The sequence below is a fragment of the Pedobacter panaciterrae genome, assembly GCF_013204795.1.
Classification (GTDB): Bacteria; Bacteroidota; Bacteroidia; order Sphingobacteriales; family Sphingobacteriaceae; genus Pedobacter; species Pedobacter panaciterrae.
The window spans coordinates 481,391-503,465 of record NZ_JABMKW010000008.1; the positions used below are offsets into that span (position 1 = coordinate 481,391).

General features: G+C 41.1%; 27 protein-coding genes. 13 read left to right on the top strand and 14 right to left on the bottom strand.

Features of this window, described 5'->3' with window-relative positions; genetic code table 11:
* The first annotated feature begins 129 nt into the window (after positions 1 to 129).
* Positions 130 to 1,332 (top strand): alpha/beta hydrolase-fold protein, encoded by a 1,203-nt coding sequence (locus HQN86_RS04235; RefSeq protein ID WP_172659775.1) that lies wholly within the window; start codon positions 130 to 132, stop codon positions 1,330 to 1,332.
* A 63-nt stretch (positions 1,333 to 1,395) separates the two neighbouring features.
* Here the strand turns inward: HQN86_RS04235 and HQN86_RS04240 are convergent, their stop codons facing one another.
* Complete coding sequence (locus tag HQN86_RS04240; RefSeq protein ID WP_172659776.1) at positions 1,396 to 1,755, bottom strand: winged helix-turn-helix transcriptional regulator; 360 nt, start codon at positions 1,753 to 1,755, stop codon at positions 1,396 to 1,398.
* A 158-nt stretch (positions 1,756 to 1,913) separates the two neighbouring features.
* On the opposite strand from HQN86_RS04240, the gene HQN86_RS04245 reads away from it, so the two are divergent.
* Positions 1,914 to 2,444 carry an NAD(P)H-dependent oxidoreductase gene (locus tag HQN86_RS04245; RefSeq protein ID WP_172659777.1) on the top strand — a complete coding sequence of 177 codons (531 nt, stop codon included), beginning with the start codon at positions 1,914 to 1,916 and terminating at the stop codon, positions 2,442 to 2,444.
* A gap of 11 nt (positions 2,445 to 2,455) precedes the next feature.
* Here HQN86_RS04245 and HQN86_RS04250 read toward each other — a convergent pair whose 3' ends face one another.
* The 3 genes from HQN86_RS04250 to HQN86_RS04260 are packed head-to-tail and all read right to left on the bottom strand — an operon-like array spanning position 2,456 to position 4,671.
* A complete protein-coding gene (locus tag HQN86_RS04250; RefSeq protein WP_172659778.1) occupies positions 2,456 to 2,788 on the bottom strand; it encodes a nuclear transport factor 2 family protein in 333 nt (110 codons plus the stop codon).
* Between the two features lie 9 nt (positions 2,789 to 2,797).
* Positions 2,798 to 3,715, bottom strand: a complete 918-nt coding sequence (locus HQN86_RS04255; RefSeq protein WP_172659779.1) for a helix-turn-helix domain-containing protein — start codon at positions 3,713 to 3,715, stop codon at positions 2,798 to 2,800.
* Positions 3,712 to 4,671 (bottom strand): SDR family oxidoreductase, encoded by a 960-nt coding sequence (locus tag HQN86_RS04260; protein ID WP_317171648.1) that lies wholly within the window; start codon positions 4,669 to 4,671, stop codon positions 3,712 to 3,714. The genes HQN86_RS04255 and HQN86_RS04260 overlap by 4 nt, the downstream gene beginning before the upstream one ends.
* A gap of 107 nt (positions 4,672 to 4,778) precedes the next feature.
* Between HQN86_RS04260 and HQN86_RS04265 the strand changes: the two genes are divergently transcribed.
* Positions 4,779 to 7,163, top strand: a complete 2,385-nt coding sequence (locus HQN86_RS04265; RefSeq protein WP_172659780.1) for an ABC transporter permease — start codon at positions 4,779 to 4,781, stop codon at positions 7,161 to 7,163.
* Positions 7,164 to 7,184: 21 nt separating this feature from the next.
* Here HQN86_RS04265 and HQN86_RS04270 read toward each other — a convergent pair whose 3' ends face one another.
* Together HQN86_RS04270 and HQN86_RS04275 are read right to left on the bottom strand one after the other, a co-directional pair.
* Complete coding sequence (locus tag HQN86_RS04270) at positions 7,185 to 7,937, bottom strand: LytR/AlgR family response regulator transcription factor (protein WP_172659781.1); 753 nt, start codon at positions 7,935 to 7,937, stop codon at positions 7,185 to 7,187.
* Positions 7,938 to 7,941: 4 nt separating this feature from the next.
* Positions 7,942 to 8,955: a sensor histidine kinase gene (locus tag HQN86_RS04275; protein WP_172659782.1), complete on the bottom strand. Its 1,014-nt coding sequence runs from the start codon at positions 8,953 to 8,955 to the stop codon at positions 7,942 to 7,944.
* A gap of 145 nt (positions 8,956 to 9,100) precedes the next feature.
* Here HQN86_RS04275 and HQN86_RS04280 point away from each other — a divergent pair, with 145 nt between their 5' ends.
* On the top strand, positions 9,101 to 10,003 hold the full coding sequence (locus HQN86_RS04280; protein WP_172659783.1) for a DUF6268 family outer membrane beta-barrel protein: 903 nt from the start codon (positions 9,101 to 9,103) through the stop codon (positions 10,001 to 10,003).
* A 261-nt stretch (positions 10,004 to 10,264) separates the two neighbouring features.
* Here the strand turns inward: HQN86_RS04280 and HQN86_RS04285 are convergent, their stop codons facing one another.
* The 6 genes from HQN86_RS04285 to HQN86_RS04310 form a co-directional block, all read right to left on the bottom strand.
* On the bottom strand, positions 10,265 to 11,341 hold the full coding sequence (locus HQN86_RS04285) for a serine hydrolase domain-containing protein (RefSeq protein ID WP_172659784.1): 1,077 nt from the start codon (positions 11,339 to 11,341) through the stop codon (positions 10,265 to 10,267).
* Between the two features lie 97 nt (positions 11,342 to 11,438).
* Positions 11,439 to 12,287 carry an alpha/beta fold hydrolase gene (locus HQN86_RS04290; protein ID WP_172659785.1) on the bottom strand — a complete coding sequence of 283 codons (849 nt, stop codon included), beginning with the start codon at positions 12,285 to 12,287 and terminating at the stop codon, positions 11,439 to 11,441.
* Between the two features lie 321 nt (positions 12,288 to 12,608).
* A complete protein-coding gene (locus HQN86_RS04295; protein ID WP_172659786.1) occupies positions 12,609 to 13,580 on the bottom strand; it encodes an aldo/keto reductase in 972 nt (323 codons plus the stop codon).
* 79 nt (positions 13,581 to 13,659) lie between these two features.
* The gene (locus HQN86_RS04300; RefSeq protein WP_172659787.1) at positions 13,660 to 14,229 is read right to left on the bottom strand and encodes a Crp/Fnr family transcriptional regulator; all 570 of its coding nucleotides are present in this window, start codon (positions 14,227 to 14,229) and stop codon (positions 13,660 to 13,662) included.
* 141 nt (positions 14,230 to 14,370) lie between these two features.
* On the bottom strand, positions 14,371 to 14,592 hold the full coding sequence (locus tag HQN86_RS27125; protein WP_394367887.1) for a putative toxin-antitoxin system toxin component, PIN family: 222 nt from the start codon (positions 14,590 to 14,592) through the stop codon (positions 14,371 to 14,373).
* 76 nt (positions 14,593 to 14,668) lie between these two features.
* Positions 14,669 to 14,872 (bottom strand): hypothetical protein, encoded by a 204-nt coding sequence (locus tag HQN86_RS04310; RefSeq protein WP_216854316.1) that lies wholly within the window; start codon positions 14,870 to 14,872, stop codon positions 14,669 to 14,671.
* Between the two features lie 413 nt (positions 14,873 to 15,285).
* Here HQN86_RS04310 and HQN86_RS26955 point away from each other — a divergent pair, with 413 nt between their 5' ends.
* From HQN86_RS26955 to HQN86_RS04325, 3 genes are all read left to right on the top strand, one after another.
* Positions 15,286 to 15,420 (top strand): hypothetical protein, encoded by a 135-nt coding sequence (locus HQN86_RS26955; protein ID WP_262889283.1) that lies wholly within the window; start codon positions 15,286 to 15,288, stop codon positions 15,418 to 15,420.
* Positions 15,421 to 15,517: 97 nt separating this feature from the next.
* Entirely contained in the window at positions 15,518 to 15,865 is a 348-nt protein-coding gene (locus HQN86_RS04320; RefSeq protein ID WP_172659789.1) for a hypothetical protein, read from the top strand.
* A 118-nt stretch (positions 15,866 to 15,983) separates the two neighbouring features.
* Complete coding sequence (locus HQN86_RS04325; RefSeq protein ID WP_172659790.1) at positions 15,984 to 16,406, top strand: DUF1016 N-terminal domain-containing protein; 423 nt, start codon at positions 15,984 to 15,986, stop codon at positions 16,404 to 16,406.
* Here HQN86_RS04325 and HQN86_RS04330 read toward each other — a convergent pair.
* Complete coding sequence (locus HQN86_RS04330) at positions 16,381 to 16,641, bottom strand: hypothetical protein (RefSeq protein ID WP_172659791.1); 261 nt, start codon at positions 16,639 to 16,641, stop codon at positions 16,381 to 16,383. The genes HQN86_RS04325 and HQN86_RS04330 overlap by 26 nt on opposite strands.
* Before the next feature lie 322 nt (positions 16,642 to 16,963).
* On the opposite strand from HQN86_RS04330, the gene HQN86_RS04335 reads away from it, so the two are divergent.
* From HQN86_RS04335 to HQN86_RS04360, 6 genes are read left to right on the top strand one after another with little or no spacing between them, the layout of a single operon-like run.
* Positions 16,964 to 17,497, top strand: a complete 534-nt coding sequence (locus HQN86_RS04335; RefSeq protein WP_172659792.1) for a YceI family protein — start codon at positions 16,964 to 16,966, stop codon at positions 17,495 to 17,497.
* Between the two features lie 11 nt (positions 17,498 to 17,508).
* Positions 17,509 to 17,727: a tautomerase family protein gene (locus tag HQN86_RS04340; RefSeq protein ID WP_172659793.1), complete on the top strand. Its 219-nt coding sequence runs from the start codon at positions 17,509 to 17,511 to the stop codon at positions 17,725 to 17,727.
* Positions 17,728 to 17,731: 4 nt separating this feature from the next.
* Complete coding sequence (locus HQN86_RS04345) at positions 17,732 to 18,466, top strand: SDR family NAD(P)-dependent oxidoreductase (RefSeq protein WP_172659794.1); 735 nt, start codon at positions 17,732 to 17,734, stop codon at positions 18,464 to 18,466.
* A 24-nt stretch (positions 18,467 to 18,490) separates the two neighbouring features.
* Complete coding sequence (locus tag HQN86_RS04350) at positions 18,491 to 18,871, top strand: nuclear transport factor 2 family protein (protein ID WP_172659795.1); 381 nt, start codon at positions 18,491 to 18,493, stop codon at positions 18,869 to 18,871.
* 44 nt (positions 18,872 to 18,915) lie between these two features.
* The gene (locus tag HQN86_RS04355; RefSeq protein WP_172659796.1) at positions 18,916 to 19,494 is read left to right on the top strand and encodes a Crp/Fnr family transcriptional regulator; all 579 of its coding nucleotides are present in this window, start codon (positions 18,916 to 18,918) and stop codon (positions 19,492 to 19,494) included.
* Between the two features lie 11 nt (positions 19,495 to 19,505).
* Positions 19,506 to 20,588: an NAD(P)H-dependent flavin oxidoreductase gene (locus HQN86_RS04360; protein ID WP_246269425.1), complete on the top strand. Its 1,083-nt coding sequence runs from the start codon at positions 19,506 to 19,508 to the stop codon at positions 20,586 to 20,588.
* On the opposite strand, the gene HQN86_RS04365 is transcribed toward HQN86_RS04360, so the two are convergent.
* Complete coding sequence (locus HQN86_RS04365) at positions 20,583 to 21,992, bottom strand: aminotransferase-like domain-containing protein (RefSeq protein ID WP_172659797.1); 1,410 nt, start codon at positions 21,990 to 21,992, stop codon at positions 20,583 to 20,585. The two genes, HQN86_RS04360 and HQN86_RS04365, sit on opposite strands and share 6 nt — an antisense overlap.
* Positions 21,993 to 22,075: the final 83 nt, after the last annotated feature.

The window sequence follows — 22,075 nt, forward strand, 5'->3', positions numbered from 1 at the left end:
AGCAAGAAGAAGTGTTATATTTTTATAGGAAAATAGCGTTCTGTAGCTTCATTCTTCAATTGGTCACATATTTTCGGGGTTCCGTCACATTTGTTTAAGGCATGTAGTATCAAGTGCTATCATTGCGTTATGAAAACGCTAATTTTAACCATCGGACTATTTGTAAGTTCAACATTCTTCTTAGTCGCCCAAACTAAGAAGTTAATGATTTTAGGCTTTCGGGACAGTATCTATTCTAAGATACTGGGCGAAAAGCGAGAGATTCTTGTCCATCTTCCGGATACTCCAGCAGACGAATTTGCACCGGATCAGAAGTATCCTGTTATTTATGTTCTTGACGCTGGCTCATACTTTCAAACGATAGCCGCAATTTCCGAAAGCAAAGGCGGAGGCAGTGGGAACTTTTCAAGTCCAAAGGTCATCGTTGTAGGTATAGTCAATACCGACCGGATGAGAGATTTGAGTCCTACACACTGGCCGAATCCTCCTCTTGTTCCTGCCGGCATGGCAGCCAGTTCTGGTGATGGTGAAAAGTTTCTTGGATTTATAGAAAAAGAACTTATTCCACATATAGATTCCATTTGTCCTGCAGCTCCGCATCGCACCATAATAGGTCATTCGCTTGGGGGTTTGGCTGCTATCAATGCTCTACTGAATCATAAGGGATTGTTCCAGAACCATGTTGTGCTCGACCCGACCACCTGGTGGGAAAAGGAAAACTGGATCAATTCTGTAAAAAACAAACTTACCCTTGCTGATTATTCTAATACTAGTGTTTTTCTTGCTATCGCACATTCGGTTGACAAAAGTTTGTCGATTGAGGCGCTAAAAACGGATACGAATCTCAGAACTTTACCTATGCGTTCAGAGTTGAATTTTGATCAGTACATTAAATCGATAATAGGTGCGCATCCATTGATCTACCAATCGAAATACTACCCTGATTACGATCATGGAGGTGTTGCTTTGCCAGGCATTATTGATGCCATGGGTTTTATTTATAATTTTTATGGGATCAGTTTTCCTTTCCCAGGGTTCTTTGCTCCAGATTACAGTGAGGATGGAAAACTGGCAGCGCATTACGAGATGGTTAGTAAGAGATTAGGGTATAAAGTTGCCCCTCCGGGAGAGTTGATAAATGCGGTGGCTCATGAACTGATGGGGTCTAAGCAATTTGACAGAGCAAAGAAGTATCTTGATTTGAATTTGAAAAATTATCCGAATAGTTATAAATCTTATGAGGCAATGGGTGATTATTATAAGGAGTTGGGGAAGAGGGAGTTGTCAGATGGTTTTTATAAAAAGGCAGGGGTAATGAAAGGGAAGGGCTAATCTAAAGGGGTCTTCATCTCCTTGATTAACCAAAGGAGATGACGAGGAAAAATGACGAGTGTGCTAGGATGTTGGGGTAGTTTCCAGAATGGTTTTTAACTGGGGAGCGAACTCTAATCCCCATTTATCAACGGCAGAGATTAGCGGGAGAAGGGATTTTCCGGTTTCGGTAAGGTGGTATTCTACACGCAAAGGGACTTCAGCATAGCTTGTTTTTCCAATCATTCCATGAAACTCTAATTCCTTCAATTGTTGCTGTAATACGCGTCTGGTTATGCCGGTTATTGCATTTAGGATGTCTCTGGGACGGGTTTCTCCTTTTGAAATTTCATCAAGTATGCAAAATTTCCATTTAGAGCCTACCACTTCCATGGCTACAATAAGGCCGCAATTATAATCGATGGGAATTTTTCGCTGATACATATGGCTTTCTATAAAATTCAAAAGTACTAAACTGATGGTTTAAGTCCATAGGGATTAATTTATCACTAAGGGATTAATTACCCCCGTATTTCAGCGGAGCGTTATAAGCCTGATCTTTGCAGTGCAAATTTAAACGCATAACTTTTAATAATTATAGCATGAAGACTTTGGTGATTGTGATACATCCGGATCTCGAAAATTCGGTAATCAACAAGCGATGGATTGAAGAATTAAATAAATACCCTGAAAAGTATACCATACATGATCTGCACGCCCTTTATCCGGATGAACAAATTGATGTTGCACATGAGCAAGAACTGGTCGCAGCACATGATAAAATCATATTTCAGTTTCCATTTTACTGGTTTAATTGTCCGCCGTTTTTAAAAAGATGGTTGGATCTGGTGTTGACGCACGGCTGGGCATATGGTAAAGGCAGTGGGTATAAACTCGCTGGTAAGAAAATAGCTTTGGGTATTGCTGCGGGTATAAATGAAGAGGATTACCATTCGGAAGGAAGATATAAATATACGCTCAAAGAACTGACTGCTCCGTTTGAAGTGACATTTGATTATATCAAAGCAGATTATAAACCACTTTTTGCTTTTTATGGGGCGGAGCATGATGCAACTGAAGCAAGAATTGAAGAGAGTGCGAAGGATTATATTTCTTTTCTGGGAGGGATGTGAAAAACTGTTTTTTAAATTAAATCTGCTTTTACGGTTGCTATCTTTCCATCTTTAAATGTCATGTCAAATATGCCGCCGATTTTTCCCTCTGGAAATTCGCCGGTAAACTCTACCTCCAGATGTGCTTCGTTATTATTGATATCCAGTTTTATCAATCGGGTATGTGTATTGTATCCGATAAAATAGCTTGTAAAATAATCTTTGATGCCAGCGTATCCAATAAATTTTCTGCCAACAGAAGGATCGTCTAAAATAGCATCTGTGTTATATTTCTGGAGGTATTTATCGGTATCGAGGGCATTGCTCAGATTAATCCAGTCTGATATAAATGATTTGATGTCCATTGCGGTTTTTTAATTGAATGAGGCCCTGAATTCCAGCGGCGTGACATTGGTTTTCTTTTTAAAGATTTTACTGAACGATTGGGGGTGCTCGAAACCAAGCTGATAAGCTATTTCTGCTACTGTTAAATGGGATGTTGACAGAAATTCCTTAGCTTTTTCAATCAGTTTTTCGTGTATATGCTGCTGAGCATTTTGTCCGGTAAGGGAACGGAGCATATCACTAAGATACCTTGGCGAAACATTTAAATGCTGTGCGAGATAATCCACGGTAAGCAATCCGTTGTCCAGTGGTTCCTCTTTGTCAAAATAACTGCTCAGCACATCTTCCATTTTCACGAGTAAATCATTGTTTACCGCTTTACGGGTAATGAATTGCCGTTTATAAAAGCGATTACTGTAATTCAGCAATACTTCAATATAAGAAATCATGAGGTCCTGACTGAAATCGTCGATAGTGCCATTTAATTCTTGCTGAATGTTATCCAGAACGCCCAAAATAGTTGTCTTTTCCTTATCAGACAGGTGCAATGCCTCATTGGCTTCGTAAGAGAAAAATCCGTACGACTTTATGTTCTTGCATAAGGGGTAATTCCGGATAAAATCGGGGTGGACAAGCAGTGAAAAACCTTCGTACTCTTTATCATCTCCAATAATTGAGATCAGTTGATTGGGAGCGGTAAATATCATACCACCCTCGTCAAAATCATAGTATCCCTGACCATAGCCGAATACTCCTTTCAATGTCTTTTTGAAAGATATTTTGTAGAAATTGAACACAAAAGAACTTTTGATATAGGCTTCATTCATTACCATTGTGGAATTATCTACAAGGCTGATCAACGGATGCAGGGGTTTAGGTAAGCCCAGCATCCGGTGCAGTTCTGAAATAGAATTTATCCTCAAAAGATTGTCTGCTTCTTTCCTCATTGTGCTAATTTTACTAATTCTCCGAACACCATTTTGTTCATCTCTTTTACTGCTGCTTCAGCACCAATCTCGAGACGTCTTGCATATAGTTGATTGGCAAATTCTCCAGCCACATATCTAAGTTGATCTTTACCATCGGTAGCGGCTTCGTACACCACTTTGGCGATTAATTCTACCGGCTCAAAATTGTCGGGATTCATTAAACCGAATAATTTTTCTAATCCTTCTTCGTAGGCAGGGTGGTGAGCAACAGCTAAAGATTCTCCTGCAAAATTGGTTTTAATTCCGCCTGGTGCGATGGTTTTGATGCCAATGTTGTGAAGGCCTAATTCAAATGACATGCTTTCGCTCCAACCTTCCAAAGCCCATTTTGTAGCGTGATAAATACAGTCCAGAGGGAAAGTTACGAGGCCGCCAATAGAAGTAGTGGTCAGGAATAATCCGCTTTTCTTTTCTCTGAAATACGCTACAAAAGCCTGGGTAACGCGGATCACCCCCAACAGGTTGGTGTCAATTTGTTTCACGAGCTGCTCATCTGAAATCGCTTCCAGCGCACCTATCAATCCGTAGCCTGCGTTGTTTAATACCACATCGATATCGTGTTTTGCTATTGCTTCTTTTACTGTGTTTTGAATTTGTTCTACATTGGTAACGTCTAATGGTAGTAAGGTTACATTTTCCAGTGTATTCAATTCTGTTTCTTTGTCGGGATTGCGCATTGTGGCGATAACGTTCCAGCCGTTACTTTGAAACAGTTTGGCAGCGGCTTTTCCTAAGCCTGAAGATGCTCCTGTAATAAAAATTGTTTTTTTCATTTTGTCATTGTTTAAATGTGATATGCAAAAGTCAACAGAAGTTGGGTGCTGGATGTGGCCATATTGAGGAATGTAGTAGCCAAAATGACGGAGGTATGGTGGAGAGGAGGAGGTTGTTTGATTTCGGACAGTGGTGTTCATATTCGCACAAGTGATTTGCCGTGAAATTGGCGTTTGTGGCTTAAAAAAGGATTTTTTACCTTATGGCTATGTTGTTGTAATGCTGATTTTGATTAAAAAATATAGCTATGCTGAAAAATTACTTCAAGATCGCGTTCCGGAATTTGAAGCGCAATAAATCATATGCACTTACAAATGTGCTTGGCCTGGCACTGGGGATTGCCTCTGCTGTCCTGATATTTGCATTGGTGAAATACCACCTGAGTTTTGATGGCTACCATTCTAAAGCCGATAGGGTTTACCGGATCACTACGGAATTTCATGGTGAAGAGACTACTTATAGCACTGGGGTAACTTCGCCGCTTGCGGAAACCTTCAGAAGTGATTATCCGCTTGCGGAAAAGGTTGCAAGTGTGGCGGCTATTCCCGACAGGGTTATTGCTATTCCTTCGGCCAATGGCACAGAAGCAAAGTTTGAGGAAAGTCTGGCTTTTGCTGAGCCAGAGTTTCTTGATATCCTGGACTTACCATTGATCCGCGGAAACAAGCAATCGGCATTGCGTGTGCCCAATACGGCGTTGATTACAGAACGCATTGCCAGGAAATATTTTGGCGGGGCAGATCCTATTGGGAAGACCTTTCGTGTAGATAATATATTTAGTGTGACAGTTGCAGGGATTCTAAAAGATCTGCCTGTTAATACCGATCGGCCTGAGGAAATTTACGTGCCTTTTGAGCATTTGAAACAACATAGTCCATGGATGGTTGAAAAGGATTGGTGGTTTAGTGTGAGCAGAAGTCTGCAGTGTTTTATCCTGGTTAAACCGGGTGTAACGCCTGCCAGAATAAAAGAGGCCCTTATTGCCATGTCCAATAGTCATTACAATGCGAAAGATGCCAAGTATTTTCAATTCAGGGCGCAACCGCTTTCTGATATCCATTTTAATCCTAATTTGCATGGTCCGGTTGAAAAGAGAAATCTATGGGCTTTGTCGTTAATCGGCGTTTTCCTGATCATCACCGCTTGTGTGAATTTTATTAACCTGGCCACTGCGCAGGCGTTGAAGCGTTCTATTGAAATTGGTATCAAGAAAGTGCTGGGGGTGCAGCGCTGGCAGCTGTTCTGGCAGTTTATAGTAGAGACTGCGGCGATTACGATGCTGGCTATGGTGGTGGCTTTGATTATGGCTGAGTTGAGCTTACCTTATGTGAACCAGTTGTTTGATGTGCAGGTGAAACTTCATCTTTTCAGCGATGTATATATGTTGCTGTTTTTGCCCGCATTGTTCCTTGTTATGATCATGCTGTCGGGTTCTTATCCGGCTTTGATCCTCGCTGGTCTTCAGCCTGTGCTGGCTTTGAAGGGGAAATTGTCGCAAAAAGATGCCGGTGGTATTTCTATGAGGAGGGGCTTGGTGGTTATGCAGTTTGCTATTTGTCAGCTACTGATTATCGGTACGCTTGTGGTGGCTGGTCAGGTGCGCTATTCTAGGCAGGCAGATATGGGTTTCCGCAGGGATGCTGTGGTAATGCTTCCGGTTCCGAATAATGAAATTACTAAACTCAGCGCGCTTAAAGCCGGACTTTCGGGAATAACCGGGGTGGAAAATCTGACGTTTTGTGGTGATGCGCCTGCTTCTGAATTCGCTCCGAGCACTAGTATTCAGTTTGGTTCCCGCCCAAAGGCCGAAGATTTTGGCATATCAACAAAAGCGGGGGATGCCAATTATGCTTCTATGTTCAATTTGCAAATCCTAGCCGGGCGTAATTTGATGCCTTCGGATACCGTGCGTGAGTTTCTGGTTAATGAAACCACAGTAAGGAAGCTGGGGTTGGCCAAAAATCAGGATGCTATTGGGCAAACTGCGGTGATGAATGGTTATAAGGGTACAGTGGTAGGTGTGGTTAAGGATTTCCACAATAAGTCTTTCCATCAGGGTATTGATGCGCTTTATATTACCACTTTGCGTGATAATTACGGTGCTTGTGCGGTAAAAGTGAATATGGCAAATATGAATGCTACGCTTGGTGCTATGAAAGACGTATGGGCTAAGGTGTACCCGAATAATGTGTATAAGTATGATTTTCTGGATGATAGGATTGCTAAGTTTTATGATCGCGACCGGATTATATTGAATCTGATACAGGTTTTTGCCGGTATTGCGATACTGATCGGTTGTTTGGGCTTGTACGGACTGATCTCATTTATGGCTGCTCAAAAAACCAGGGAAGTAGGTGTGCGCAAAGTATTGGGCGCCAGTGTGCAGAGCATTGTATGGCTTTTTGGTAAGGAGTTTACCCGTTTGCTGCTAATTGCTTTTGTAGTTGCTGCGCCTCTTGGTTGGTGGGTGATGAATAACTGGCTCGAGAATTTTCCTTACAGGATCAGTATTGGGGCAGGGATTTTTGTACTGGCAATTCTGGTAAATATGACTGTGGCGGTTTTGACTGTGGGGTACAGGTCTGTGAAGGCTGCGATGATGAATCCGGCGACAAGTTTGAGGTCGCAGTAGCTTTTTGGATAGCAGCAACACTTACTTGCTTATTAACTTAATATATACTACCGTTTTAAGCAGGTCTTCTTTTCTGTGGCGTGATATAGGGAGTTGTTTTCCGTCAATAAAAACCCGGCCTCCGGAAATGGCGTCGATTTTACGGATGTTAATCAGGTAGGATACATGTATTCTGAAGAACGAATCCTTAGGGAGCATTTCCTCTAATGAGGTCATTGTCTGATGAATAACAAAGGTCTTATCTTTGAAGTGCAGTTTCAGGTAATTCTGCATTCCTTCCACAAATAGGATATCTTCCCAAATTATTCGCCGGAAAGTATCACCTTGTCTGATGTACATATCTGAGTCGGAGCCTTCCTTAGTATTTTGTAATACGATACGAGATTGAAACAGATCCAATGCCTTGTTTGCTGCCTGAAAGAATCGTTGAAACTCTAAGGGCTTCAACAGATAATCTACAACATTCAACCTGAAGCCTTCCAGTGCATGCGCTGAATAAGCTGTGGTTAATATGGTGAGTGGGGATTTGTCCAGGGATTCTAAAAACTCAAGCCCGGACAGCATGGGCATGTTAATATCCAGAAACATCAGGTCAATCTCCTTTACTTTCAATATCTCTGTTGCCTTCATTGCAGAGGTGCAGGTATCTACGACCTCAAGAAAATCCAACTGGTTAATGAAGTTGACCACCCCTTTAATTGCGACGGGCTCATCATCCACAACTAAACATCTTAGTGGCTGACTATTTGTTTGTTTCGGTAGTATCTCTGCCATAATTCTATATTTTGATCACCAGTTTTGTATAATAAGTTGTTTCAGAATCCTTGATTGTCAAGCTATAATCGTTGGCATAAAGAATATCTAAACGTTTTCTAATGTTGTCTAGTCCTAATCCCGAAACGCTGTCTTTTTCTTGTTGAATATTCGATTTGGAGTTTTCGATTTCCAGGCAAACCGACTTTGCTGCCTGCTCAAAATTTATCTTTACATAAGCCTCTGATATGCCACGAGAAACATGTTTAAAGGCATTTTCTATAAATGTAATCAACAACAAAGGGGGGAATTCCCTGTCGTTATCTTCGACCTTCCAGGAACAATTTATGGTCAGCTCGTTTCCCCAGCGTACTTTTTCTATATCAATAAAGTCCTTTAAGAATTGAACTTCCTGCTCTATGCTTACTTTTCTGTTTTTCTCGCTGTTGAGTTGATGACGAAGTATTTTAGAATATTTTATTAATAATGAAGAGGCCAGATCTACATCTTCCAGCATTAGTATGTTGATGTGATTTAGTACATTAAACATGAAATGAGGATTGATTTGCTGATGAAGTATTTGTAATTGGGACTGAACCAAGGCTTCATGCAGTTTCATGTTTTCCTCATAGAACCTCAATCCGCAAAATCCAAAATTAACGAATAAGGCCACCAGTAAAGCATTTATGTACATTATGCCAAATACACTCCTCCCCAATAATAACTCGGATGGAGGAAAAATGCCGCTTTCTTCTAAATAAAGAAAACCATAAAGAATTGCAGGTATAAAAATGGCAGATATGGCTGACACAAGAAAAAACTGCCCGACGAACAAAAGCATCTTTTTTTGTCTCATTGCTTTTTGTAACAGGTTTTTGCTTAAGTATGTGGTAAATGGGTATACGCAGGACATGACGCATAATGCCAACAAGCCACCTTCCACAATAGATGAGTCGGGTATGTATCGAAAGCCAAAGACAATGGTTAGGAATATCCATATGAGGATAACAAACCGATCGTAGTTTTTCAAAAGTGTCATGCCACAAAGTTAAGGGTATTAATCTATAGACAATTACCAGGCGTCAAAGCGAAACGCCCATCGGTCAAAACTATTTTCGACGCGCCGGAATCCCTTTGATATTTGTCTCAACAGACGTAAAAAACGTCTTCTATATATTAAAATTATGAGATTATTATTGATTTGTGTTTTTATAAGCGTGACTTGTACAAACATCAGTGCACAGGTTTTTTTCAAGACTGAATATTTTGGGACGTCAAAGTATCAGGTAACAGAAGGCGACTCTAGTCAGACGATAGGGAATAGTAAGGGTTCAGCAATGGTTTATCAGGGAGGTATAAACATTCCTCTCTCGATGAAGTTGAATGAGAAAAACCGCCCTACGATGTGGTCTATTAGCGGAGGCGGGGCATATGTTAAGCTTAATAATAGGAATTTTACTGAACCATTGGTTATTGATGAGATTTTGAATCTGGGTTTAAGTCTTAATTATCAGCGGCCATTAAATGATAGGTGGTCACTGAAAGCGGGGATAGGTGGCGGAATTTTTATGCCAAGTACTAAATTGTCGCAAATCAGGTATAAAAATACATTGGCTAGTGCCAGTGTTGTTTTCATTCGTCATTTGAGGCCGAATCTGGATTTGGGAGGTGGTCTTGCTATCAATAACTCTTTCGGATTTCCGATGCTATTTCCTGCTTTTTACCTCAACTGGACCACATCCGGACGTTATAGTGTTCATATTTCGCTGAAGGACGGTCTTGAAATGTCGGCAGGCTACAATGTCAATAAAAACTTAAGGCTAAGTTTTGTAACGGAGATTAACGGACAGATGGCTTTATTGGAACAGGAAGGAAAGGATAAGATATTTACCCACCAGTATGTTGTTCTGGGATTGCGTCCGGAAATAAAGGTAGGGAAACGTGTTTCTATACCGCTCACTTTTGGATTAAATGCTACACGGACGGCACAAATAACGAATAGAAGTTTAAAGACGATTTTTCAGGATAAAGGGTATTCTTTTAAGGCATCGGCGTATGCTTCAGCAGGGTTGCAGATTGGGTTTTAGGGCCGTCGTCATCTCGACGATGGGAGAACCGAGCTCTTCAGCGCAGCTAAATCTCTTGGTTATGAAGCGGTAGCAAGTGATTTGCATGAGCAAGAGATCCCTCGGTTCCCCGGGATGACGGGTTAGGGTTGCTGGCACCAGGCAAATCCTTGCGATAATTTGATTGCAGGGATTTTTATTTTTTACTAAGGGCAACTTGCTCAAACGGGATCCTGAAACAAGTTCAGGATGACGAGCGATCGGGTAGTGATGATGACGTGGCTATTCCATAATTTTATCTGCAAGTTTTGCTGCAAAATCATCCATATTGACTGTTCCGGTATTGCTTAGAATGATGATTGTTGAGTCATCTTCCAGGATATGAAAAAGCATTGCCTGAGCACCCATAATGCTGCCCGGTCTTTTAATAATGGTATACATCTTATTGTTGATCTTATAATCAAGATAGACCCATACACCCAGGCCATACTCGCCCAGGCCGGAGCTGAACATCTGTTTCAATGTTTCAGGTTTCAGGAGCTTTCCACCGAACAAAGCATTTGAAAACTTAAGGATATCATCCACTGTGGAGTACATTGCTCCGGAAGCATACCAGTTTTCGATATACGCGGGAAGGTCTGGTACCAGTTTTTTGATGTCATTCCTATAGAAATAAGTATTTGCCAGACCGTTTATAATTGTGTTCTGAGTCAGCATTCCGGAATTGGTTAAGCTTAGTGGAACCAGTATTTTTTCCCGTAAAACTTTCTCAAAACTTTTGCCACTCAACTTCTCGATGATTTTTCCCAGGATAATAAAATCAGCATTGTTGTAGTCAAATTCTTTGCCCGGTTCTTTTACCAGTTCCATACTGCAAAATTTCTCGAGCATCTGGTCGGAGGTATTTGGTAACTGATATTGAGGGAGCCCGTTCTTTAGTACTCCCTCGAGCGATGACCCGTTTTCATCCATATTACGCATGCCCGATGTCATGTTGAGTAGTTGCCTTATGGTTACTTTGTTTCCGCCGGCGCCTTTGTATTCAGGTAGATATGTGATGATCGGCTTTTCTAGGTCTATGTTTCCCTGCTCTACCAGTTGCAAAATGAGTACGGAGGTGAAAGCCTTTGTGATTGAAGCGACTTTATATCTGGTTTCAGGTTTATTCAGAATGTTTAAGGAAAAGTCGGCCAGACCAAAACTTTTTTTATATACGGGATGCGATTTTTTGGCAATCAGAATTGTTCCGTTGAAGTTGCTCTTTTTAACATAGGCATCGATAAAAGCCGCAGTCTTGTCGGGTTGTGCGAAAGCGATTGCGACTGTGAAGAGCAATAAGATGGTGAATGGTCCTCTCATGGTGTAAGTATTTGTATAATAGGACCTAATGAGAGAGAGAATGGTTGCATAAGAGGATTGATCACATCCCAAGCGCTCCAAAATACCTAAAGATTTCTTATTTATCGAGAAAGCTTTCCATCATTGGAATAACATAGTCTTCTTCTTTGGAATTGGATTTTAGGGTTGTTATTTCACCGATGTACTCACCATGTACGCCTGGTATTATGGCTAGTTTTGAGTCGGCAATCTGTCTGCTCATTTCTATAGCGTGCTCGGGTTTTATAACATCTTTATCGCCTATTATGATTAGCGTTTTGGCTTTAATGGATTTGATCTGTTCGTCTGGTATGTCTTTAAAATTTACCATGCGCTTTGCGTCTCTGTCGTGCATTATTTGAAGGCCTTTTGGATCAGGTGTTACAGCCAGATAAGCATCTTTTAGCTCCTGGGGCATATTTGTTAAGTTCGCTTTTTTCATGAAATCCCAAAATTGTGGAGGCATTCCATTTCGTTTAGAAAGTGCAGAGCCGAGAACGATTTTATCTACAATTTGAGGGTGGCGAATGGCTATTTGTATAGTGGTTGTGCCTCCGTTACTGAAACCAAAGAAGTCGGCCTTGTCAATTTTCAAATTCTTTAAAAGGGTTGCAACGTCGTCTGCGTCTTGTTCAAAGGTTGCATCTTTACCTCTGTCACTGGTTCTTCCGTGAGCCTGCAGTTCAACAGCAATAATCTTTCTGTGTTTAGCAAGCATCGGAATAACTCTTCCAAATGTTGTTTGAATGGTAGAGCCGCCACCGTGAAGTAAAACAAGGGGTTTGCCGTCTCCATAAATTTCGTAGTACATTTTAATCCCGTTGACTTCTGAGTAGCCGTGAGTTTTGGTTTGTTCCGGGCGGTTTGTATTGTTACAGGATGATAGTATCAGAGCTGTTAAAACAAGATGTGCGATTGTTCTTTTCATTTTGTAAATTTTGATAATGCAACCATTTGATTGCAAATATAAGAACAACCAAATGGTTGCGCAAATGTTTTTAAAAAAAGGTCTGGTTTTGTAAAAGGGGATTACCGGGGAGCTTGCTCAGAAGAGATCCTGACCCGTCAGAGCTGCGAAGCAAAACAAGTTCAGGATGATGGGGTGGTAGCGATGTGCTGAGTCTAGTTGTCGTCATCTCGACGCCAGGAGAGATATCATGGTTATGCTACTTCAAGAGATCTCTCTCTGCGTTCGAGATGACGGGTGTAGTGGTTAGGATGACGACAGACCAGGGCGGGTGATGTTTTATTATTTGCCTAGTATTGATTGTAGCTGTGCGGGGTAGCGGGCGCCGGAGATTTTGATTGTTGCTAATGCGGCGGTTATTCTGGAGTGAGCGTCATCAGTTAGCAAAAGGTTTGCGCTACCAATATTTTCTATAAGGCGGGTTAATTTTGTTGTGCCGGGTATGGGAACGATCCAGGGTTTTTGAGCCAAGAGCCAGGCTAATGCTATTTGTGCAGATGTAGCGTTGTTGTCTTTTGCAATAGAAATAAGTAAATCGACTAATGCCTGATTGGCTTCTCTGTTTTCTTTGCTGAAGCGAGGTGCCATGCTTCTGCCGTCGGTTTTATCAAATTCTGTGTCGGGGTTTATTGTGCCGGTAAGAAATCCTTTGCCCAATGGACTGAACGGTACAAAGCCAATACCCAATTCTTCTAAAGTTGGTATTATTTCTTTTTCGGGGTCGCGGTAAAACATGGAATATTCGCTTTGCAATGCTGTAACAGGCTGAACTGCGTGTGCTTTACGGATTGTTTCTGCATTTGCCTCGGATAAACCGAAGTGCTTTACTTTACCTTCCTGGATTAAGTCTTTTACTGTGCCTGCAACCTCTTCAATAGGTACATTGGGATCAACTCTGTGTTGGTAGAACAGATCAATATAATCGGTTTTGAACCGCTGCAAAGAGGCTTCGGCAACGGCTCTAATGTTTTCAGGGCGACTGTCCATTCCCAACATTGTTTTACCTTCCCTGAAGCCAAATTTTGTTGCAATGACTACTTGCTTGCGAAACGAAGAAAGGGCCTGACCCAGTAATTCTTCATTGTCGCCATAAGCTTGGGCTGTATCAAAAAAAGTAATGCCTTCTTCAAATGCGGAACGTAATAATTTAACGACTTCGCCTTTTCCAGGTGCATCGGGAAAGCTTAATCCCATACAGCCAAAACCTAATGCAGATACTTCTAATCCGCTATTTCCTAATTTTCTTGTTTTCATTTTTTATTGCTTTTGAAACTACTGTAGCAAAGTTGGTTCAATAAAAAATGGAATCATTTGCCATTTGGCAAAAAGTGATTTAGCGAATGTTTTTTCTTATTCTGCTCAATGAAGATTGGGTGATGCCCAGATAAGAAGCCACATATGATAGTGGTATACGATTTACCAAGGTTGGGAATTTTTCGAGAAATTCAAGGTAGCGTGTGGCGGCATCCTGCGAGACCAACTGACTTCTTCTTTCTAATTTTTTTCTCAGATATGTTGCCGTTATTTTTTGAATGATGCTATCCCAACCAGCAATGGTTTCGGAAATTTCTTTCCAGTCCTTTTTTGAAAATACAACGAGTTTGGTGTCGGTAACGGCTTGTAAATATTCGGAAGGGGTATAGCTTGTTTCCCCGTCATGGCCGTCCAGAATCAAATGGTTTTCTTCGATAAAGTAGCGAGTATGTTCTTCGCCTTCATTGTTATAATAGAAAACCCGAAGAATGCCGTGCGTAATAAAGCCAATCTTTGTTACCACTTTTCCTGCTTCCCAGAAATGTTCGTCTTTATGAAGTGTTACTTCATACGCTTTGCTTGAAATAACGTCAATTTGTTGAGTGGTCAAATTGCCGAATTGTAAAACGTATGGTATAAAGCTTTTCATAGGGTAAAGATAAGTTTTTATTAACCTAGGGGAGATGATTAGCTTTTTACGAAATCGCTTATCGTCAGGGTTGTAGTTTTATTATACTTTTCTAGAACCAATAAATCATCATCTCCGGTTAATAATATGTCTGCTTTACCATCATGAGCAAGAGATAATAAAAAAATTGTCTTTTGTATCTCTGCATACTTCCACTTTTGCGGTCACCTCAACAAAGTCGGCATATTCCTGGATGGTCTCTAAGAGTTCCTCAACATCAGAAGCAGGAAAGAAACGGCGAAATTTAGGTCTGCGAGTTACTTCAAGAAATTCTTCCAATAATTCAGCACTAAAAATCAAAACACATTTCTTTGAAAAAAGAATATCGTCGAGTTTTGATTAGTTTTTAGAAATTAAAAAACTAATCCAAAGATTAGTATCTAAGATAACCCGTTGTGGTTTACTTTTCATATCGCTTTGCTCTCACCAACTCGACCTCTTTGGTAATTTCGTCAAGTGAAGGTGCCGATTTAGCTTTGGAACGCAGCTTTTTCAGAATATGAGCAAAACCACTTTTCGACGGACTTTGAACAGAAATAAGATTTAGGTCAGCAAGGTCTTTAATTAATTTTGCTGCCTTCGGATTTAGTATATCAATTGTCATGGTACTCATAGTTCAAAAACAAACATTCTTTACACAAAAGCCAAACCAATTTAATCTACCACTAAATATGGTGACGCCCAATTGGCCAGACACTGTCTGGCCAATTGGGGTAAAACTGATACGGTCGCCGAGATAACGGACTATGAGGTGTTTATTACGAATAACATCTTTTAGTGGCCTACTTTTACATCGTTTAATGGCCTAATTCGTTATGCTGAATTTATTTCAGCATCCCGCATATGCTATTCAAAACCTGCTCAAATGAGATCCTGAAATAAATTTGCTTCGCAGCTTCTTCGAGGTCAGGATGACGAGCGACTGGGAGTTGTTCGAGATGACGGGGAGTAGAGAATTATGCGAGTTCAAGAGATCTCTCTCTGCGTTCCTTAAAAAGAGTAGCTCATTGTGGTTTTGTGGAACGCTTACAAGGAGATTTTGTACAGACCATTGAGGGGAATACAAATGTAGAGGGCAGCAGAGAGGGTGATGGTGTTTACAGGCAATTAAGGCATAAAAGAACGATTGCCAAGTACGCTGATGGGCTGTAGTACAGGTTAGTGGATGCTAAAAAAATGTTTTTTTGGTAATTTAATTTTGAAGTATTACTAAAAATATTAGTAAATTTGTCTATTCAATTTTACTGATATGGGCAACAGACCTCAACGAGAACATAAACCGTTATTTGAATATTCAGCTAAATATGAGCAAACGGTTAGAACAATAGATTTGATCAGAAAAATATTTAATAATGCGCTTAAGCAAAGGCTATGGGTGTTTGAGCCATCGGTGAAAAGATGGTTCAGTCCTGAGGAGTTCATGGAAATGTATGAGCGGTATGACAACCTGGATCCGAAATGGATTGCAAAGATTGAAGTGCGTGATCCGATGGAGGGGTTGGAAGCTGCGGATACACAGGTTGAGAGTATACTTGCCAGAAAGGCTATATTGACAAAGAAGATTATAGATTACGAAAGGTCTAAGCAGAAAAAATAGCAGAAAAGAAAAGTATTTTAAGCTGCATAGAATGGGAGTAAGTTTTAATGGCGGGATTACATTTGCTTTTGAGGAGTAAAAAAGTATAGCTTTGACTATACACTTTTTACACTTACATATGAATTTTGATTTTCATGTTCAACAGATTGAAAGTACACACACACTCTTAAACCAAGCTGCAGTTAAAGCTGTAAATATTCATTTGACGCTACGCAACTGGCTTATTGGGTTTTACATCGTTGAATTTGAACAAAAGGGAGAAAATCGATTGGAATATGGAGCTAAGTTGCTTCATCGCTTGTCTGCCAATCTAAACCAAAAGAAGCTTTTGAATATTAATGAACGAGAGCTACGACGATTCAGATCATTTTATCAAATCTATGCTAGTTTAGGGGATATTTTTTCGAAAGAAGCAATTCGGGGGACATGCTTAAAGGAAAACGATATTCCCTTTAAGCAGTTGCCAGATTATCAGGATACAGGAACAGCTCAGGAAAGAGTAAAAGTGATTTTACCTAATAAACCGACTTCCAGATCTTAAATGTGTTCTGATGGTTCCCGTCTATTTGCCTGATGACAAGGCAAAGGTGTTCTTCTCTCTGAGGGAAATATTTGTCAATGATTTGCTGAGTTTGCTGAATTAATTGTCCGAGGTGCTGTTCAAAATCAATGTTTTTAACATCTAAAATAACCTGATTCATTCTTGCTGAAATTGTGCATTCGAAGGTAAATTCTCTTTTGAGCGCTTTTACTACTTTTGACCTCAGTTTTTTCATTGAATTCTGATTTTGGGTTATTAAAAAGGGTTTCCCCATTAATTATTATCAGTCTAAACGTTAGCTGCCTGTAATAATTGTGCAGGAAAATGTCATTATTTTATTCTCCCGTTTTTATTTGGCAACATTCTAAATTAGCAAAAATAGTATAAGCGCCAACCTTTTCTGTATTGTTTTATTGTAACAAATTTGGGTGAAACCCAGAGTCACTTTGAGAGTGATCTGGATCACATAAAACAAGCTTCATTTTAATGGTGATGTAGGTCACACAACTTCTGGGCAAATCCTTCACAACTTTGATGTACAATTAAAAACAAAAGTTATGAAAACTCAAAAATTTGAAATCTTAGCTGCCCAAAGTAATATTGATTGGGTAGGCAAAAAAGTAACCGGCGCACACAATGGTACCATTGGTATTAAAGAAGGTGAAATTATTCTGAACAATGGTAAACTGGAGGGTGGTAAATTCATTATCGATACCGCATCTATCAAAATACTGGATGTTACTGACCCCGGAACGAATGCACAATTTGCCGGGCACCTGGCTTCTGATGATTTCTTTGCAATTGAAAAATATCCTGAAGCAACATTGGAAATTACTTCAGTTTCGGGTAACGATGTTGAAGCTGACCTGACCATTAAAGGTATTACGCACCCGATTAATTTTGATGCAGCGATAGCGGTAAATGGCGACAATTTAAGCGCTACCACCAAGCTGTTAGTTGACCGTACCAAATACGAAATGAAGTTCCGCTCTGGTAATTTCTTTCAGAATTTGGGAGATACCCTGATCTACAATGATTTTGAATTGTCCATTGATGTAACCGCTAAAGCTGTACAACCAGTGTTAGCTTAAATTATACAGCCATGCCATACATTAAAATTGAACTAACCCGCGAAGGGGTTAGTCGCGAACAAAAACAAGCCCTGATTAAAGGGGTTACAAATCTGATGACTGACGTATTGAATAAAGACCCTCAGCTGACTCATGTGGTGATTCAGGAAATAGAACTTGATGATTGGGGTTTTGCAGGTGAACAGGTATCTGTATTAAGGGAAAAAGGTATTACAGCCGATAAGAAATAAGGAAATGAAAAAGCAAACTATAATAGTTACCGGTGCCTCATCTGGAATCGGTAAGGAAATAGCCCGTCACTTTTTAGAAAATGGCGATAGTGTAGTGATCAATTCATCGACCCCAGAAAAACTGGAGCTGGTTTATCAGGAGCTTGGCGGTGGTGATAACCTGGCCATGGTAGCTGGTAATGTAAAAGATAAAAGTACCGGAGATCAGCTTTTGGCAATAGCGCTTGAGAAATTTGGTGCTGTAGATGTGCTGGTAAACAATGCCGGTATTTATGAGACCAAACCATTTCTGGAAGTGGATGAGGCTTATCTGGACCGTTTTTTAAATACCAATCTGAAGGGTACTTTTTTTACTACGCAGGCGATTATTCCACAAATGTTGAAACAGCAGGGCGGTGTAGTGATCAATATTGGTACCCCGCTGGTAAACCATGCGCTTGGTGGCGGCCCATCAACCGCACCAATGGCTTCTAAAGGGGGAATACATGCGCTTACCCTGCAGCTTGCCGCTGAATTTGGTAAACATAACATCAGGGTGAATACCGTTGCCCCGGGCGTGATCCGTACACCTATGCATGGTGATGATGCTGATCAAAGTGCGGGATTGCATTTGCTTAACCGTGTTGGTGAGGTGGATGACATTGCACAAATGGTATATTTAGTTGCCAGAAGCAATTTTATAACTGGCGCGATCATCAATGTGGATGGTGGTATGGCTGCGGGGCATCACCTGAATTAATAGAACCTTTAAAAACTAAAGAAAATGAAAACTACTAAAGAAGATTCACTGGCAATAACCCAGGCACTGGAAGATTATTATTTTAAAGGTATTTATGAAGGTGATACTGATAAGCTGCGGAAGGTTTTAAATCCGGGTACTTTATTATTTGCCGATATAAAAGGGCAGCCTTATTTTAAAAAGCTTGAGGAGTACCTTGATGGGGTGGCCAACAGGCAAAGTCCGAAAGACTCTGGTAAGCCTTTTAAAGGAACGGTGATATCGGTAGAGGTGATCAATACGATTGCTGTGGCCAAGGTGCATGTTAAAATGTACGAGTTCAATTACGATGAGCTACTATCGTTTCATAAGATTGATAACCGCTGGATGCTGGTTAACAAAATGTTTACAGACGTAAGCGAATAGATTTAAATCTTTAACTTTAAAGGGTACAATGAAACATAGCTGATATGCCATCAGAAGCTAAAGAAATCTTAAAAGCCCATATCGATAAATCGGTTGTTCTTAGTGATGAACAGTTTGATTATTTCTTCTCTCATTTTAAAATACTGAGTTTTAAAAAAGGACAAGCCATTATTATGGAGGGCGATGTGGTAGATTGTGAATACTTCGTGATTTCGGGTTGTTTAAAAGCTTTCTTTATCAATGATGACTTGAAAATGTTTATCCTGCAATTTGCCATGCCTACCTGGTGGGCTTCTGATTATAACGCATTATACAACCATACCAAGGCCACCGTGAATGTGGACTGTATTAGCGATGCGGAAGTGCTTTGCCTGAGTAACAGTGACCGGGAAAAGCTGTGTAATGAGATTCATAAGGTAGAGCATTTTTTTAGGTGGCGGACTAACAGGGGCTATGTGGCGGTTCAGAAAAGGTTGTTGTCTTTTATGAATAATGATGTAAGATATAGGTATGAGGAGCTTTTAAAGCTGTATCCGGAGCTTTATAATATGGTCCCTAAGAAGCTGATAGCCGCTTATTTGGGTGTTTCGAGAGAGACACTGAGCCGGTTGTATAATGATTAATAAATTTTAAGATGATGTGGTACGAAACAAGAGCATCGAAAATACTGGGGATTGATTATCCCATTTTACAAGGGCCATTTGGAGGGAATCTTTCTTCTGTAGCGTTGGTGTCAACTGTGTCTAACGCTGGTGGACTAGGAGGCTATGGGGCTTATACATTGAGTCCGCAGGAAATTATTGAGGTAGACCAGCAAATTAAGGCTGCAACGAATAAGCCTTACAATATTAATTTATGGGTTTCTGATACAGACGCCGTGGACGGTACTGTGTCTGATGAGCAGTTTAAACAGGCTCAGACTTTGTTTAAGCCTTATTTTGATGAAGTAGGCATTGCTTTGCCCGAGAAGCCTGCGCCATTTAAATCGCGTTTTGAAAACCAGTTGGAAGTGATTTTGCATCAGAAGCCGCCTGTATTTAGTTTTATGTTTGGTTTGCTGGACGAGGATGTTTTGGAGCAGTGCAGAAGGCTTGGGATTGTTACGGTCGGGGCTGCTACTATTTTGGATGAGGCTATAGCTTTGGAGGCAACTGGGGTTGACCTGATCATTGCCTCTGGTTTTGAGGCGGGCGGGCATCGTCCTTCTTTTTTGGCTTCGGCTGAATCGTCTGTGACTGGAACGTTTGTGTTGCTTCAATTGATTAAAGAAAAGGTGAAAACTCCGGTTATTGCTGCGGGTGGTATTGCTAATGGAAGGGGTGTTGCTGCGGCGCTGGGGCTTGGTGCTGATGCGGCCCAGATTGGCACTGCTTTTCTGGCCACAGAGGAGTCGAATGCTACTGCCGTTCATCGAGAAATGTTGTTTTCGGATAATGCTAAGTATACTACTTTATCAAGGGCTTATACCGGAAGGCTTGGCAGGGGAATAACCAGCAGGCTTGCAAAGGATATGATCCATAAAGAACATGGATTTTTGCCGTTTCCGCTACAGACGCAGTTCATGTCGCACTTAAGAAAAGGTGCGATAGAGCAAGAGAAATGGGATTTGATTTTGTTCTGGGGCGGGCAGATAGCGCCCATATTGAAACACCGGAAAGCAGGGGTGCTAATGCAGTCTATACTGGAGGAGACTACGGCGTATTTTGATCAGTTATGATCCTGCCAGCCTGCCAAGTAATTTTAATTTTTGTTTGAGGGTTTCGGACCAGGGTAGGCCTAAGGAAAGCCTCATGCAGTTTTCAAACTGATTTTGTAGGGTAAACATCCTGCCGGGAGAAATGCTGATGTTCTGTTTCAGCGCCCTTTCGAACAGGATTGTAGTATTGATTTCTTTACTAAATTCTACCCATAAGGCAAGCCCGCCCTGCGGTCGGCTGGTTTTGGTTCCCTCCGGGAAATATTCGGCTATGGTATCTATATATTGCTGGTAGTTGTACTGCAAGGTTTGACGCAGTTTGCGTAGGTGATTTTCATATCTGCCGGTTTTTAGAAAGTTGGCTACTGCTTCTTGTGTAATGGTAGTTGAGGATATGGCGTGAACCAGTTTGAGCTTAAGGATCTGCTCTTTGTATTTGCCAGCTGCGATCCAGCCCACGCGATAGCCCGGGGCCAGGGTTTTGGAAATAGAACTGCACCAGAGTACTGTTCCCCCGGTATCAAAGGACTTGCAGCATTTAGGGCGCTGGGCACCAAAATACAGATCGCCATAGACGTCGTCTTCTATAAGTGGAACGCCGTGTTTGGCCAAAAGTGCAACGACTTCTTTTTTATGTTCATCGGGCATGCAGCTGCCTAAGGGTGTGTTGAAGTTTGGAACCAGCAGGCACAGGTTGATTTTGGAGACTACTTTTTTTAAGGCATCGATTTCGATTCCTGTAATAGGATGGGTAGGCAGTTCGATTACTTTGAGCCCTAAACTGCGGGCCAACTGCAGGATGCCGGAATAACAGGGGCTTTCCATTGCGATGGTATCGCCAGGCTTTGATAAGGCCATCATGCAAAAGGATAGTGCATTCATTCCGCCGGCTGTGGTGACCAGGTCGTTTTCATCAAAATTCCCTCCCCAGGTTAAGGAACGTGTTGCAATCATTCGGCGTAACTTCTCGTTGCCTTGTAAGGGTTCATATGCGGTGCCACTGTGGCTAAGTGAGCGTGTGGCGAGGATGATTTCTTTATTTAGCTTAGCTAAGGGCAGGAGCTGATCTGCGGGCGCTCCAATGGAAAAAAATGTAAGGTCTGTATTGCCCATGTTGGCGTAAATTTTACGAATCAATTCTTCCGGTTCCTGATTGCCGTTGATTAATGAAGGGCTGCTGACCTGCGCAAGCGGAAGTTTTTTGTAGGGAAGGCGACTTACAAAATAGCCGGACTGGGGTTTTGATTCGATGAGCGATTGTGCTTCCAGTTCGAGGAATACTCTTTTTGCTGTGTTCATGCTGATACCATGTTCTGTGCATAGCATTCTGACAGATGGGAGGCGGTCGCCCTCTTTTAAAACTCCATTTTTAATGAGCGTGGCAATGTTGTTTGATAATTCGGTGTACAGGAAGTTGCGCTTCATGAGGTAAAGATAACTGTGTCTGTTTAAATATCAAAAACTGTAACTGTGTTCATTTAGTGCTGCCAGCTACTTTTGTGTAAAAA

Bases quoted from the DNA above. Each gene is read 5' to 3' on its own strand.
- HQN86_RS04290 (WP_172659785.1), bottom strand. From the start codon at position 12,287: ATGAAAAGAACAATCGCACATCTTGTTTTAACAGCTCTGATACTATCA.
- HQN86_RS04245 (WP_172659777.1), top strand. From the start codon at position 1,914: ATGAAGACTTTGGTGATTGTGATACATCCGGATCTCGAAAATTCGGTA.
- HQN86_RS04360 (WP_246269425.1), top strand. From the start codon at position 19,506: ATGATGTGGTACGAAACAAGAGCATCGAAAATACTGGGGATTGATTAT.
- HQN86_RS04350 (WP_172659795.1), top strand. From the start codon at position 18,491: ATGAAAACTACTAAAGAAGATTCACTGGCAATAACCCAGGCACTGGAA.
- HQN86_RS04270 (WP_172659781.1), bottom strand. From the start codon at position 7,937: ATGGCAGAGATACTACCGAAACAAACAAATAGTCAGCCACTAAGATGT.
- HQN86_RS04325 (WP_172659790.1), top strand. From the start codon at position 15,984: ATGAATTTTGATTTTCATGTTCAACAGATTGAAAGTACACACACACTC.
- HQN86_RS04330 (WP_172659791.1), bottom strand. From the start codon at position 16,641: ATGAAAAAACTGAGGTCAAAAGTAGTAAAAGCGCTCAAAAGAGAATTT.
- HQN86_RS04345 (WP_172659794.1), top strand. From the start codon at position 17,732: ATGAAAAAGCAAACTATAATAGTTACCGGTGCCTCATCTGGAATCGGT.
- HQN86_RS04255 (WP_172659779.1), bottom strand. From the start codon at position 3,715: ATGAGGAAAGAAGCAGACAATCTTTTGAGGATAAATTCTATTTCAGAA.
- HQN86_RS04260 (WP_317171648.1), bottom strand. From the start codon at position 4,671: ATGAACACCACTGTCCGAAATCAAACAACCTCCTCCTCTCCACCATAC.
- HQN86_RS04355 (WP_172659796.1), top strand. From the start codon at position 18,916: ATGCCATCAGAAGCTAAAGAAATCTTAAAAGCCCATATCGATAAATCG.
- HQN86_RS04285 (WP_172659784.1), bottom strand. From the start codon at position 11,341: ATGAGAGGACCATTCACCATCTTATTGCTCTTCACAGTCGCAATCGCT.
- HQN86_RS04310 (WP_216854316.1), bottom strand. From the start codon at position 14,872: ATGACAATTGATATACTAAATCCGAAGGCAGCAAAATTAATTAAAGAC.
- HQN86_RS04240 (WP_172659776.1), bottom strand. From the start codon at position 1,755: ATGTATCAGCGAAAAATTCCCATCGATTATAATTGCGGCCTTATTGTA.
- HQN86_RS04335 (WP_172659792.1), top strand. From the start codon at position 16,964: ATGAAAACTCAAAAATTTGAAATCTTAGCTGCCCAAAGTAATATTGAT.
- HQN86_RS04340 (WP_172659793.1), top strand. From the start codon at position 17,509: ATGCCATACATTAAAATTGAACTAACCCGCGAAGGGGTTAGTCGCGAA.
- HQN86_RS04265 (WP_172659780.1), top strand. From the start codon at position 4,779: ATGCTGAAAAATTACTTCAAGATCGCGTTCCGGAATTTGAAGCGCAAT.
- HQN86_RS04295 (WP_172659786.1), bottom strand. From the start codon at position 13,580: ATGAAAACAAGAAAATTAGGAAATAGCGGATTAGAAGTATCTGCATTA.
- HQN86_RS04280 (WP_172659783.1), top strand. From the start codon at position 9,101: ATGAGATTATTATTGATTTGTGTTTTTATAAGCGTGACTTGTACAAAC.
- HQN86_RS04365 (WP_172659797.1), bottom strand. From the start codon at position 21,992: ATGAAGCGCAACTTCCTGTACACCGAATTATCAAACAACATTGCCACG.
- HQN86_RS04250 (WP_172659778.1), bottom strand. From the start codon at position 2,788: ATGGACATCAAATCATTTATATCAGACTGGATTAATCTGAGCAATGCC.
- HQN86_RS04300 (WP_172659787.1), bottom strand. From the start codon at position 14,229: ATGAAAAGCTTTATACCATACGTTTTACAATTCGGCAATTTGACCACT.
- HQN86_RS04235 (WP_172659775.1), top strand. From the start codon at position 130: ATGAAAACGCTAATTTTAACCATCGGACTATTTGTAAGTTCAACATTC.
- HQN86_RS04275 (WP_172659782.1), bottom strand. From the start codon at position 8,955: ATGACACTTTTGAAAAACTACGATCGGTTTGTTATCCTCATATGGATA.
- HQN86_RS04320 (WP_172659789.1), top strand. From the start codon at position 15,518: ATGGGCAACAGACCTCAACGAGAACATAAACCGTTATTTGAATATTCA.